At 58.1% G+C, this 13,878-nt stretch carries 5 protein-coding genes; 4 read left to right on the top strand and 1 reads right to left on the bottom strand.

Features of this window, described 5'->3' with window-relative positions:
* The first annotated feature begins 206 nt into the window (after positions 1–206).
* The 4 genes from Xbed_RS17150 to Xbed_RS17165 all read left to right on the top strand — a co-directional run bounded on the left by Xbed_RS17150 (position 207) and on the right by Xbed_RS17165 (position 13,386).
* Entirely contained in the window at positions 207–11,474 is an 11,268-nt protein-coding gene (locus tag Xbed_RS17150; protein ID WP_086114063.1) for a hemagglutinin repeat-containing protein, read from the top strand.
* The gene (locus Xbed_RS17155) at positions 11,461–11,685 is read left to right on the top strand and encodes a hypothetical protein (RefSeq protein ID WP_086114064.1); all 225 of its coding nucleotides are present in this window, start codon (positions 11,461–11,463) and stop codon (positions 11,683–11,685) included. Before Xbed_RS17150 ends, Xbed_RS17155 begins: the two co-directional genes overlap by 14 nt.
* Before the next feature lie 101 nt (positions 11,686–11,786).
* Positions 11,787–12,746, top strand: coding sequence for a NucA/NucB deoxyribonuclease domain-containing protein (locus Xbed_RS20335; RefSeq protein WP_244182536.1), 960 nt, complete (start codon positions 11,787–11,789; stop codon positions 12,744–12,746).
* Positions 12,747–12,750: 4 nt separating this feature from the next.
* Positions 12,751–13,386, top strand: coding sequence for an SMI1/KNR4 family protein (locus Xbed_RS17165; protein WP_208612267.1), 636 nt, complete (start codon positions 12,751–12,753; stop codon positions 13,384–13,386).
* Positions 13,387–13,464: 78 nt separating this feature from the next.
* Here Xbed_RS17165 and Xbed_RS17170 read toward each other — a convergent pair whose 3' ends face one another.
* Positions 13,465–13,680, bottom strand: coding sequence for a SymE family type I addiction module toxin (locus Xbed_RS17170; protein ID WP_086114065.1), 216 nt, complete (start codon positions 13,678–13,680; stop codon positions 13,465–13,467).
* Positions 13,681–13,878: the final 198 nt, after the last annotated feature.

Raw genomic sequence — 13,878 nt, forward strand, 5'->3', positions numbered from 1 at the left:
GGTTACGGCGCATGGTTCAGTCTCCAAAGGAAAGATAAATTAGCCGTAGCGTGCACGCGCCTGATGGCAGGGACAAGGTGAGTTCACCGGACGCTTACATACCGCAGGGGTCAGCGGCGGTTTCAGCCTGAATCTGGAAATCTGATGAGTTGTCGTTTTTCTCCCCAGTCTTTGTTGTGTGTCTTGATTTAACCGGAATATGAGTGATGAACAAACAGTGTTATTGCCTTATCTACAGCCGCACGCACGGTGAATTGCGGGTCGTCTCAGAACTGGCGCGGAGTTGCAGTACCGCGCCCGGCCAACGCCGTGGTAGCGGGGGAAAACGCCTGTGGGTCACGGTGCGCCGCGCGGTGTGGTTGCTGGGGGCTGCATTGTTTGCCGGGCCGGTGTGGGCTGACGGTATTGTCGCTGACGGGCAGGCGGCAGCGGCCCAGCGTCCGGAGGTGATCACCACCCAGAATGGGCTGCCGCAGGTCAATATCAATGCGCCCAATCAGGCCGGCGTTTCCCATAACCCCTATCAGCAGTTTGATGTTGATGCACGGGGCGCCATCCTCAATAACTCGGCGGTGATGACCACCACCCAACTGGCCGGGATGATCCAGGGTAACCCCCGCCTAGATCCGAATGCGACACCAGCGCGGGTGATTATCAATGAAGTCAACAGCGATAAGCCCAGCCAGTTGCAGGGCTATCTGGAAGTGGCCGGCGGGCGGGCGCAGGTGGTTGTGGCCAACCCGTCGGGGATTGTGTGCAACGGTTGTGGCACCATTAATGCCGGCCGGATGACCCTGACCACCGGTAAGCCGGCGCTGAATGCCGACGGCAGTCTGGCAGGGTATCGGGTTGAGCGGGGCGTGGTGAGCATTGAGGGCGGCGGACTCAACGGTGACGTCCGCCATGATACCGGGTATGTCGATATTCTGGCGCGCACCGTGAAAGTGAATGCCGGCGTCTGGGCGAAAGCGGAACTTGCCGTGGTCGCGGGGCGCAACCACATCAGCGCGGACAGCAAGACGGTGACGCCGCTACCCACGGACGGCAAGCCGCCTGAGCTGGCGATAGACATGGGGCAGATGGGCGGCATGTACAGCGGTTATATCCGCATGATAGGGACTGAAGCGGGCGTCGGGGTGCGCAATCAGGGCGGGCACCTGCAAGCCGGTAAGACGCTGACCGTCAGCAGCGAAGGGCGGCTGAGCTGGCAGCCGGGGACGAAGGAGGTGGTGACGCAGGCCGGTGGCGATATCAGCCTGACGGCCCGGGAAGAGATTGAACATCACGGCAAGCTGCACAGTGGCGGGCAGCTGACCGTCCACAGCCGCGCAGGGGGCATTGTGCAATCCGGCACACTGGCGGCGGCGGGCGATGTCCGGCTGACGTCGGCTCAGGGCATACAGAGCAGCGGACATCTGCTGGCCGGCAGCGATATCCACAGTACGCTGAAGCACCAGGCCAATCTGACGCTGAACAGTCAGGGCAACCTGCGGGCCAGCGGCAGCCTGCGGAGTCTGGGTGATATCACTCTGACCGGTCACCGGGTGGATATCAGCCAAAGCCAACTGGCGGCCAGCCGGGCTGAAATCGCTGCCCAAACCGGCGGCGTGGCCCTGCAACAGGCGAAAATCGACAGCCAGCAGTTGGCGGTGAAGACGCCGGGCAATGTCGATGCGCAACAGGCACAGGTGCGTGCCGGCCGCTGGGAGATCCACGCCGCCAGCCTGTTCAGCCAAAAAGCGGTCTGGTCTCAGGAGGACGCCGGGGAGAGCCGCTTTGCGCTGACCGGAGCGCTGGATAACACCGAAGGCCGCATTGAAGCGCCCCGACTCAGCCTGAAAGCCGGCAGCCTGAACAACCAGCAGGGGCGTCTGGTGGCGCTCGGCGGTACGGCGCAACACTGGCGGGTGACCGGGGCGCTGAACAACCGCGACGGTGAGCTGGGCAGCAACGGCAGCCTGCGGCTTGAGACCGGATCACTGGATAACCGGCACGGCACCGTGCAAAGTCAGTCCGCCCTGCACGTCACCTCGGGAGGCGAGATCCAGAACGGTCAGCAGGGCAAATTGCGGGCCGGTCAGGCACTGACCCTGAATGCCAGCGGCGACCTCGATAACACCACCGGGGAGATGCAGGGCCAGCATGTCGATCTGACGGCACGCCGTCTGACGAATGCGCAGGGCAAGGTCATCAGTCAGGGGCGTTTGCAGCTTAATGCCGGTCAGGGGATAGACAATCAGCGCGGACAGCTTGAGGCGGCCGATGCCCTGACGATCCGTACCCAGGGCCACGGGGATAACCGCGGCGGCACCGTATGGGGCGGGCAGGTAACCTTCAACGCGGGTCATCTCAACAACCGCGACGGTAAACTGTGGGCGGGTCAGACGCTGACCCTGAACGTGGCTGACGCCATCGAGAATACGGCCGGGAACATCAAAGGTGAACACCTGCAACTGACGGCGCCGCGCCTGACCAATACCCGGGGCAAAGTGGTGAGCCGGGGGCGTTTACAGCTGGATATCCATCAGACCCTGGATAATCAACTCGGGTGGCTTGAAGCGGGGGATGCACTGGGTATTCAGAGCAAAGGCCACTGGGATAATCGCGGTGGTACCCTGCAGGGGAGTAAACAGGTGACCGTCAACGCCGGTCATCTCGATAACCGCGACGGCAAACTGTGGGCGGGGCAGGCGCTGACCCTGAATGCCACCGGCGACCTCGATAACACCGCCGGGGAAATGCAGGGCCAACATGTGGACCTGACCGCACAGAACCTGACGAATACGCGGGGCAAGGTACTCAGTCTGGGGCGTCTGCAGCTTGCGATCCGTCAGGCGCTGGACAATCAGCACGGGTTTATCGAGGCGGATGACACGCTGGGGCTTCGTACCGGTGGCCTTGTCGATAACCGCGACGGCAAACTGTGGTCCGGTCAGGCGCTGACCCTGAACACGGGGGGCCGTCTCGATAACCAGCGCGGTAGGGTGCAGGGGACTTCCACCTTGCAGGTCACCACGGGGGGCGATATCCAAAACGATCAGGGTATCCTGTTGTCCGGACACACGCTGACCCTGAACGCGGCCGGCAACCTCCATAATACGGACGGAAACCTCCAGAGCCAGTCTCTGGATCTGACCGCGCAGCGCCTGACAAATACCCGGGGCAAGGTGGTCAGTGAGGGAAACTTACAACTGAAGGTTCGTCAGGGGCTGGACAATCAGCACGGGTTTATCGAGGCGGCGGACACCCTGACGATTCACACGGACGGCCGCTGGGATAACCGCAGCGGGATCGCCCAGGGGGGCAAACAGGTGACCGTCACAGCGCATGACCTCGATAACCATGACGGCAAACTGCAATCGGGCGGCCACCTGACGCTCAACAGTCAGGGGACAGTGATGAATCAGGCGGGCACCCTGACGGCCAAGTACGATCTGCGCTGGCAGGGGGGGACCTCCGGCGTACTGAACAATGACGCGGGCTGGCTGTTCAGTGGCGGCGCGCTGTCATTGCAGGGCGGCCAACTGACCAACCGCCAGAACGGGGAGATCCGGGGTACGCAGGGGCTGACGCTGACGCTGGCCGGCCGCTGGGACAACCAGGGCGGCAAACTGATCAGCCACGGGCGAAGTACCGTGCAGGCGCAGACACTCCTCAATGCGCAGGGGAACATTGAGGGGCTGGATACGCTGGACATGCAGTTCGTCCGCACCCTGGATAACAGCACAGGCCGCATTTTCAGCCGGCTGGCGCAATCCCTGCGGGCGGAAAATATCCTGAATTTTCAGGGATGGATTGGCACCCTGGGCGGCTGGTCGGCTTCGGGTAACCGATTTGACAACCGCGAGGGCCGCGTGTTGAGCCAGCATGATTCCACGCTGGCGGTGAATACGCTGGACAATCAACAGGGCACACTGACGACCGCGGGGGCGCTGAAGCTGCATGTCGCCCAGGATATCCATAACCAGGCCGGTAAAATCGGGGCCGGCGGACGGCTCGATGTGCAGGGTGCGACAGACGGGACAGCCGCCGGCCGAGTGCAAAACAGCGGCGGGACACTGCTCGCCGAGGGGGATCTGGCAGTGACGGCGCAACACGTGGACAACGTGGACGGCCTGATTGACAGCCAGAAGGGGATGCGCCTGACCTTAAGCGGCCTGCTGGATAACCGGCAGGGTAAACTGCGCAGCGAGGAAAATAGCACCATCCGGGCGCAGTCGCTGATCAACACCGCCGGTTTAGTGACCAGCCAGCAGCAACTGGGACTGCATATCCTGGGGCTGTTAAACAATACCGGCGGCACGGTGCGCAGCAACGGCGACCAGCAAATCACTGCCGGGCAGGTCAATAACCGGCAAGGAAAGTTCAACAGTCAGGCCGCGCTGGCCCTGACCACCGGGCAACTGGATAACCCGGACGGGACGCTGATCAGTCAGGGCAATAGCACCTACCGCGTCAACGTGCTCAATAATCAGCAGGGCAAAATCCACAGTGGTGGCGACCTGACTTTCCGGGGCGAACAGCTTCACAATCAGGGCGGGGAATTAGTCTCCACCGGGGTGATGCGACTCGACACGACCGAACTGAATAATCAGGGGCAGGGAAAAATTACCAGTCAGGCGGCGCTGAGGGTGCACACCGATCGGCTGAACAACCGCGACGGCGGCCTGTTACTGGGGACAACCGACACCCGTATCACCGCCCGTGAGCTGGACAACACCGCTGGGCGTCTGCACAGCGCCGCGACCCTGACCCTGTCGTTGCTCGACTGGCTGGACAACCGTCAGGGGACTCTTCTGGCCAACCACACGTTCACTCTCAACGCGGACACCCCGTCAACACTGACGCTGCTCAATCAGGGCGGTACCGTCCGCAGCGCAGCGCAACTGACTGTCAATGCCAAAACGCTGGATAACCGGCTCGGCACCCTGCACGGCCAGCAGGGGCTGACCCTGGCCGTGCAGCAGGACTACACCCACCACGCGGGGGACACACTGAGCAGCAACGGCACGCTGACCTTTACCGTGGGCGGGACACTGACCAACCTGGCCGACTGGCTGTTAGCCGGCAACCTGACGCTCAACAGCACCCACTTCACCAACCTGGGCACCCTGGTCGGGAAAACGCTGCAACTGACCACCGGCACGTTGCGCAACCAGCGGCGTCTGGAGGCGGACAGCCTGCGGATCACCAGTGATACCCTGGAGAACACCGACACGATCATGGGCGATGACATCACGGTGCACAGCCGGATTATCGACAATCACGGGAAGGAGGCGGTGATCGCGGCCACCGGGCGCCTGCATCTGCAGGCCGGTAAGGAACTGACCAATCAGGCGGGCGGCCTGATCTACAGCGGCGGTGCCCTGCACCTCGGCAGTGACGGCCTGATTGCCAACCGGGCGAGCCGTATCGAGGCCGACGGCAATGTGGTGATAGAAGCCAACCGGCTGGATAACCTGCGCGAAGGGCTGGAGATCGTCCGCGGGGCGGAAAAAAGCGAAACAAAATGGCACCGCTATAACTATTACTGGCGCTCCTACTACTCCGGGGAGAATAAGAACAAAGCGACTATGGCCCCCACCACCCAGCGGCTGACGGTCGGGGATGAGGCGGCGGTGGCGAACAACCGTTACGGCACCCTGCTGACCATCGACGCTGCCCGCAAACGGGCGCAGGTCCGGGTCAACAATCGTGACGGACAACCGCTTGACCTGTGGGTGAATTATCTGGCGCTGGTACCGGCCAGCGACGGCGGTTATGACATGACGTTCTATGAGACACGCGGCGAACATCAAGACTGGGTGCCGACGCCGTACCACAATACCGTCTGGCGCGAACACAACCGGGGGCGGATAGAACAGTGGGACCCGGAGAAACACCTCGACATTGTGAATGCGCCCTTTGTCGACGACTACAACAACTTCCGGGAACGCACGGCCACGGGGACCGTGACGCGGGATAAACTGGTGTCGGCGGGCGTTGGCGCTCATATTCTGGCGGGCGGCGACATGGTGCTGAAGATTGCGGGGGAGCTGCTTAATGACGCCAGCACCCTCAGTGCCAACAGGGACCTGTCAGCGAAAGAGGTCGGCAAGATCACCAACCGGGGCTATTCGGTCAATGAGTGGCGGCAGGAAACCCTGGTTGACCACTACGACCGGGACACCCGGCACTGGTACCCGACCTTCAACCATGATGAAACCACGGCGCTGGCCACGATTGATGCCATCATGACCGGCCACGGCGACGTTGCCATCAACGGTACGCATCTGGAGAATACCACGGTCAACCCGGCGCAAATCAGCCTCGTCGAGGCGGCACAAAAGGCCGCAGAGGCGGAGCGGGCAGAATGGGCACGCAATCCGCTGGCGGTGAAAGTCGGGGATGTGGCGTGGCAGGCGGAGGACGTGACACTCGAGTCGGTCAACCCCCTCACCCCGGTCGGCCGTGCCCTGACCCCGGGCGACCCTCTTCAGGGGGATAACCCCCCCCTGACGCCGCTCAGCCGCCCGCTGACGCGCCAGCAGCGGCTGGATCGGGTAGCTACCTCGGTGCCCGATAACGGCCTGTTCCGTCAGCACTCGGCGGCGGGCAGCCCGTATCTGGTGGTGACGGATGAACGCTTCACCAGCCGGGGCCGGTTTATCAGCAGTGATTACCTGTTGCAGCGGGTGGGGTATGACCCGGCGCAGGTGCATAAACGGCTGGGGGATGGATTCTATGAGCAACGGCTGGTGCGTGAGCAGGTGCTTAAACTGACCGGCCGCCCTTCCGTGCGCGGGGAAGACGCGATGGCGCAATATCAGGCGCTGATGAACAACGGCATCAAGGTGGCCGACGACTTCCGGTTGGTGCCGGGTGTGCGGCTGACCCCGGCCCAGATTGCGGCGTTGCAGCAGGATATTGTCTGGCTGGTGAGCGAGACCGTCGAGACCGCGTCCGGCCCGCAGAGCGTGTGGGTGCCTAAAGTGTATCTGGCCAACAGCACACTGCGGCTGACCGGCCAGGGCGCCCTGATTGGCGGGGGCAACCTGCAACTGTCCGCGAACAGCCTTGATAATACGGGTAACCTGTTTGCGGAGCGGGCGCTGGACATTGACGCGGAGCAGTTCCGGCACCAGGGCGGGGAGATCCGCGCAGACCGCATCGACGTGCAGGCAGAGCGCCTGACCCTGAGCACCAATCTGCAGGATGCGCTGCGTCAGGCCTCGATGAGCGCCCGTGACCTCAGCCTGCGGGGCGGGGATATCCAGTTGCAGGGAGCAAAGCTGGACGCGACGCAACACCTCAGCCTGAGCGCGCGTCATAACCTGGCCATCACCGCAGCCCGAAGCCAGCAGACGGGTCGTGTCTCGGTGATTGCCGGCGCGATGGGCAACCGCACCCGTGACGGCATGGAGGAGGCCGGGCAGCGGATGGCGACCGTCAACGGGGAATGGAAACAGGCGCTGGGCAGTACGCTGAACACCGGCGGGGATCTCAGCCTGAGCGCGGGACAGGACATCACCCTGCGGGGCAGCCAGGCCAACGCCGGGGGGCACACCCGGTTACAGGCCGGCGGCAACGTCAGCCTGCTGGCAGAGACCACCACCAACAATACCCATCTGACCGCCAACAGCCGGACCTCTTCGGTGAGCAACCAGCGTGAGGAAGAGCGGCTGCATCTCACGACCGTGAGCGGTGATCAGGGCGTGACCCTGCTGGCGGGTGACAACCTGACGGCAGAGGGGGCGCAGGTGGACAGCCGGGCCGGCCGCATCGGCCTGAGTGCCCAATCGGTGACGATTAAGGCGGCCCGTCAGCGGGTGGCCGATCAGGACCACGAGCACAAGCGCGAGGGCAGTACGACCCGCCAGCGGGACATGGAAAGCGTCAGTGAGCGCGCGGTGGGCAGTACGTTCAGCGGGCGTGACGGGGTGGAGGTTCAGGCCCGTGAAGGGGATATCACGGTCACCGGCAGCACGCTGCACAGCGCGCAGGGGGCACTGGCGTTGCAGGCGAAAAAAGACATTACGCTGAACAGTGCCACAGAAAGTGATGTCCTGTTTTCAGAGTCCCGTTCGGATAAACAGGGCGTCCTGTCTCAAAGCCGCAGCCAGACGGTGCAGCAGGATCGCGTGACCCATGAGCAGGGCAGCCTGCTCAGTGGTAACAATATCCAGCTCTCGGCGGGCCATGACCTGACTGTGCACGGCTCGGCGATCGCCGGGGAGCAGGACGTCACCCTGCAGGCCGTTCATGACGTCGCTATTACGGCGGCCACAGAAACCCAGTCCCACTATTTGCGGGAAGAGACGAAAAAGAGCGGGCTGCTCAGCAGCGGGGGCATCGGCTTTACTGTGGGCACCCAGTCCACCCGCCATGAGGTGGATGAGGCCGGCACCACCCAAAGCCAGAGTGTCAGCACCGTGGGCAGCAGCCGGGGCAACGTGAACATCACGGCCGGTAACCAGATCCGGGTCGGCGGGGCCGATCTGGTGGCGGGGCAGGATCTGACGCTGACCGGTGACAGCGTGCAGATCGATCCGGGCTATGATAAACGTCGCCGGACCGAGACGGTCGAGCAGAAACAGTCAGGGCTGACGCTGGCGTTGTCCGGCGCGGTGGGCAGTGCGCTGAATACGGCGGTCAGCACCGCCCGGCAGGCCCAAAAAGCGGGGGACAGCCGGTTGCAGGCGCTGAAAGGCACCCAGGCGGTGTTGTCCGGGGCGCAGGGCTATCAGGCATATCAGCTCAGTGAAGCCAACAGTGCCAAGGCGGAGGCCATTAATCAGGCGGGCGGCCGTGCCGACAAACCAACCGATACGGTCGGTATCCAGCTTTCTTACGGCAGCCAGTCGGCGAAATCCGAAACGCGTCAGGAAGCAACTGACTCACAGGGCAGCACCCTGAGCGCCGGACGGGATATTCATATCACGGCCACCGGCGACAACGCGGTATCGGACCAGGGGGGCGATATTCGGGTACAAGGCAGCGGCCTGAAAGCCGGACGGGATATCGCACTGGACGCCAAACGGGATATTGCGCTGGTCTCCGCTGAAAACACCCGGACGACCCGGGGCGAGAACAGCAGTAAAGGCGGCAGCGTCGGCGTCGGGCTGACCGCCGGTCAGGGGGGCACGGGCATTAAATTCTCGGCCAGTGTCAACAAAGGTAAAGGCCATGAGAAAGGCGATGGCATCACCCATACCGAAACCCAACTGGATGCCGGCCATCAGGTGAGGCTGAAAACCGGGCAGGATGCATTGCTTAAGGGGGCGCAGGTCAGCGGCGACACCGTGACCGTGGACGTCGGTCGCAATCTGCATCTCGCCAGTGAACAGGACAAGGATAACTACGACAGCAAACAGGAGAACATCAGCGCTGGTGCCAGCTTTACCTACGGTTCGATGAACGGGTCGGCCAGCGTTAACGCCAGCCGTGACAAGCTGCACAGTCAGTTTGAGTCGGTGAAGGAGCAGACCGGCATTTTTGCCGGCAAGGGCGGCTTTGATGTCAAAGTGGGTGAACATACCCAGCTTGACGGGGCAGTGATTGCCAGTACCGCAGAGAAAGACAAAAACCGGCTGGAAACCGGCACCCTGGGCTTCAGTGATATTGAAAACAAGGCGGAATACCAGAGCGAGCACCAGAGTGTGGGCCTCAGTACCAGTGGGTCCATGGGCAGCCAGATGGGGACCAACATGGCCTCCACTATGCTGGCCAGCCCCAATAAGAGCGACAGCCAATCGTCAACCACTCAGGCGGCGGTGAGTGATGGCACAATCATTGTGCGGGATGCGGATAAGCAGCAACAGGACGTGGCGACCCTCAGCCGGGATACCGATAACGCCGCCAACAGCCTGACGCCGATTTTCGACAAGGAGAAAGAACAGCAACGGCTGGCACAGGCACAGGCGATTGCCAGTATCGGCACACAGGTGATGGACATCTACAACACGCAGGAAGCCCTCAGCGCTACGAAAAAAGCCACCGCCGCACTGCAAGACCCGCAGCAACAGCCACGGCTGAAACAGCAGGCTGAGGCGCAGTTGAGGAAAGAAAATCAGGCCATTACGCCGGAGACCATGGCAAACCTTGCACACCAGATAGCCTATAATGAAGCCATACAGGCGCAGGGTGCCGATATCGGCGGTAACCGGCGTCAGGCCGTGACGGCGGTGGTGACGGCACTCCAAGGACTGACCGGCGGGGATATCAAAGCGGCGATAGCCGGCGGCGCCGCCCCGTATCTGGCCAATGCCGTCAAGGACCTGACCTACGGCAACAAAGCGTATGAACAACTGACTGCGGAGGAGAAAGCCACCAACCTGGCCGCCCATGCCATTCTGGGCGGGGTGATAGCCGAAATGAAAGGCGGCTCCGCCACCGCCGGTGCCGTAGGGGCTGCCAGCGGCGAACTGGCCGCTTCGACAATAGCCAATGCACTCTATCCTGACAAGAAGCTGAGTGAACTGTCACCGGATGAGAAGGAAAAAATCAGTAACCTGGCGACCCTGGCAGGGGGGATAGCGGCCGGACTAGCAACGGATTCTACCGCCGGTGGGGTTGCGGGGGCGCAGGGGGCGAAGAATGCGGTTGAGTCGAACTACTTGTATGAGGATGACAGCCGCAATCTTGATAAAGGGTTGGCCGAGTGTAAGGCCAAAGGTGGGGACTGTGGTGCTGTCATTCAGAAGTATTTGGACATTAGTAATAAGAATAGTGCCGAATTAGAGGAAAAATGCAGCGGTGGAGGCATTACCTGTGTGACCTATGAAGAATTAGTACAGGCCTCCACTAATGTTGCACTTGATGAGGGATCGTTACAAATTCGATTGTCAGAAAAACTGAAAGATCCGGATGCCATCAAGATAGTGCAGTATTTAAATGGCAAAGATTTGCAGTTTTTGAAGGATAATATTACCACTTCTAACAGAGTTGCCGCTGTCGCCCTTGATCCCACATCATGGCCTGTGATGGTCTTTGGTGCCAAGGCGATGATCCAAGGCGCAAAAGGGAAAGAGCAACTTATTGCGGCAGGAGTCACCAGTGGCATGAATGCGGCTATTCAGTACGGTACGACGAAAGAAGTAAAACTTTCTGATTTGATTGGTGCAGGTGTTGTTGGTGCCATTACTGCCGGAAAAGGTTACAACCCTACTGTAACATGGAATGCGGTAGGCGGTTACTACACTGCGGAAATTAAAGGAGATGATCCTTTCTTAAATGCGGTATTGAGTAAAGGAGGTGCCAGTGCAGGTTATGCGGCTGGTAATGTTATCAAAGTACCAATGCAGAAAGTGCTTAATCCTATATCGAAACAATATAAATGGGAACCAATAGGGATTTGGACTATTACAAAGCCTGTGAAACAAAGTTCAGTCCCATCAGTGGCTGGTAACGTTGGTGATTCAGCCGTATCAGGTTGGTTCAACTCTACTGTTGGCGGAGCAATGCAAGAAGGAAAACAACAAAATGAAAAAAAATAAAATGAAATCAATAGTGATTATGTGTTATCTAACATTTTCTTTTTTCTTGGCTGTCTTCTTGCTGAGTGTTATCTCACAGGCTTTTAGTTTATGGTTTATAGACAAAGAGGATGTTTTTTGTTCCATCAAAGACAATATAGGAGTTCATTTGCAAATTGGGGGAGCAGGTGCTTTAGCTGGGTTTGTACTTTGGTTATTTAAAATGTATTAGTCAGAAAAATCCTAACTCAAGCGCTGGGATGAGTTGTTACGGCTAAGAATGCGATTGAGAATAATGCGCTGGCCTCCCGAAATCTGGGGGATTGCCGCACGATGTCACCGGAAGCGTGCGGCAAGGCTAAAGAGCTGAGCCAGCGTATTCTGGATAAAGGTCTGCCGTCAGTGGAGGACATGCGCGGTAAACTGGCATCGTGTCAGGATGACAGCTGCCGTAAAGGGGTCTGGACAGAGTACCGGCAGGCCAGTGATGCAACCATCAACACCCTGAAACAGATGGCGCTGAATGGCGAGTTGAGTCGTGAAGAACTGGCATTCATCAACCATGAGTTGGGTAAAGAACTGGCGGTATCGGGATACCGTGCCAATGACAAGATAGGTCGTTCAGAGCAGAGCAGCTGGTTAAATGGCGGCAGCGGACCACTTTCTGGGTTCTTTAACACGGAACTGCGCCAAAAAGAGCTGGAAAAATCGGGCTTGTCCAAAGCGGATGCTGCGCAGTACGTGAAGGAAGAGCAGCGTAACCTGATGTTGCTGGAGACTGCGACGGGGATTATTGGGGCAAAAGCCAGCAATAAAATGCAGGCTAAGCCATCATCTGTACCGTCAATAAAAGGTTCGACTGATAACAAAGGCAGTAGCTCGGAACAACATACTAATGAGCATAAAGTTATTGTTGTAGATAAAACAAAATATCCAGAATCAGCGAAGCATATTGAAGATGCTCAGAAAGCAGGGCATCCTAATGTGTTGACGATTGATCGTGGGGGCGCTGCTCAGAGGAGAAGAGAATCCTTGAAAAATACTCCTCCGGTGAAAGGTGCAGATCGTGATGAATATCCTCCTGCCATGTTTAAAGAAGGTGGCTCAGGCGCTTCGGTTCGACCAATTACCCCTTCTGATAATAGAGGAGCTGGATCATGTATTGGTCAACAATGTCGCGGATTACCTAATGGTGCAACTGTAATTATAAAGACAGAAAAGACAGAAAAGACAGAAAAGACAGAAAAGACAGAAAAGACAGACAAATCAGGCAAAATAGAAACGGAGAAATAGAAAAATGTGGCCTTTAACTGACAAATTACTCTCAATTTGTAGTCATGATATTTCTTCGGTTAGATCAGAAAAATATATTGCTTCCAATTATGGAAAATCATTGGTAGATGAATTGAGCTGTTTATTGACTAAAAAAAATGGATTTTATGGCTTTGAGTCTGCATTACGCGTTTTTCCATATGAAACGATAGGTGAAGAGATCGGCTTAATTGATTGGAACAACAATAGGTTATGGATTAACTCGTACGAAGATATGGCTAAGGATGCTCTTTTCTTTGCAGAAGATATCTTTGGAAATCAGTTTTGTTTAAAAGATGATTGTATTCATACATTCGATCCTGAAACGGGATTATTTGATAAATTAGCCAAGAGTATAAATGAATGGAGTGGGATTATCTTGGAAGATTATGAAGTCTTAACTGGATATTCTTTGGCTCATAATTGGCAAAACATTTACGGCCCTATTCAATCTGGCTATCGTTTAGTCCCTAAAATTCCCTTTGTTTTAGGCGGAGAATATGAATTGGAAAATCTTTACTTAGCTCGAACAGGCGAATCAATGAGAGCCAGAGCTGATTTGGCTCTACAAATACGAAATATTCCCGATGGGGCAAGCATCAAAATGGACATAAAAGATTAAAAATCAGTTAGCAAAAGATCCCAGTCTAAGCACTGGGATCTTTTTTGAGTCGTCAGCTGTTCTCAATGAGCCGGATAATCAACTGCCCCGTTCAACGGTGATGTTCACCGCCTGTCCAGTAGTAAACCCAGCTTCTTCCAGCCAGTTGCCTTTAAGATGCAGGCTGGGATGCTGACTGTAATAGCGGGTTCTACCCGTGTTGCGATCTTCGTGGCGGGTGCTGGTATACCCCACCTTATAGCTGCGCCGGGCTTTTGAAATCTTCCAATCTGCATTACAATCGCGGTTAGCCATAGTAACTACTCCAATAGTTGCTTACGGTTAGCGGCGGTTCTGTGCTCCAACACGGGATCGCCGCACGTGTTTTACGTCTTACTTCTCGGTGCCCGCTCTGTAAGCATCCGGTCATCTCACCTTGCTTTACCAACCAACACTAAAAATGGGGGATTTTTAACTGAAAGGATTATCTGACCAGGGAAGGAGTTCATTCAA

The sequence above is a fragment of the Xenorhabdus beddingii genome (genome assembly GCF_002127545.1).
Lineage (GTDB): Bacteria > Pseudomonadota > Gammaproteobacteria > Enterobacterales > Enterobacteriaceae > Xenorhabdus > Xenorhabdus beddingii.

What these genes read in the sequence shown, in the direction of transcription:
- Xbed_RS17150 (WP_086114063.1), top strand. Translation starts at nt 207, where the DNA reads ATGAACAAACAGTGTTATTGCCTTATCTACAGCCGCACGCACGGTGAA.
- Xbed_RS17155 (WP_086114064.1), top strand. Translation starts at nt 11,461, where the DNA reads ATGAAAAAAAATAAAATGAAATCAATAGTGATTATGTGTTATCTAACA.
- Xbed_RS20335 (WP_244182536.1), top strand. Translation starts at nt 11,787, where the DNA reads ATGTCACCGGAAGCGTGCGGCAAGGCTAAAGAGCTGAGCCAGCGTATT.
- Xbed_RS17165 (WP_208612267.1), top strand. Translation starts at nt 12,751, where the DNA reads ATGTGGCCTTTAACTGACAAATTACTCTCAATTTGTAGTCATGATATT.
- Xbed_RS17170 (WP_086114065.1), bottom strand. Translation starts at nt 13,680, where the DNA reads ATGGCTAACCGCGATTGTAATGCAGATTGGAAGATTTCAAAAGCCCGG.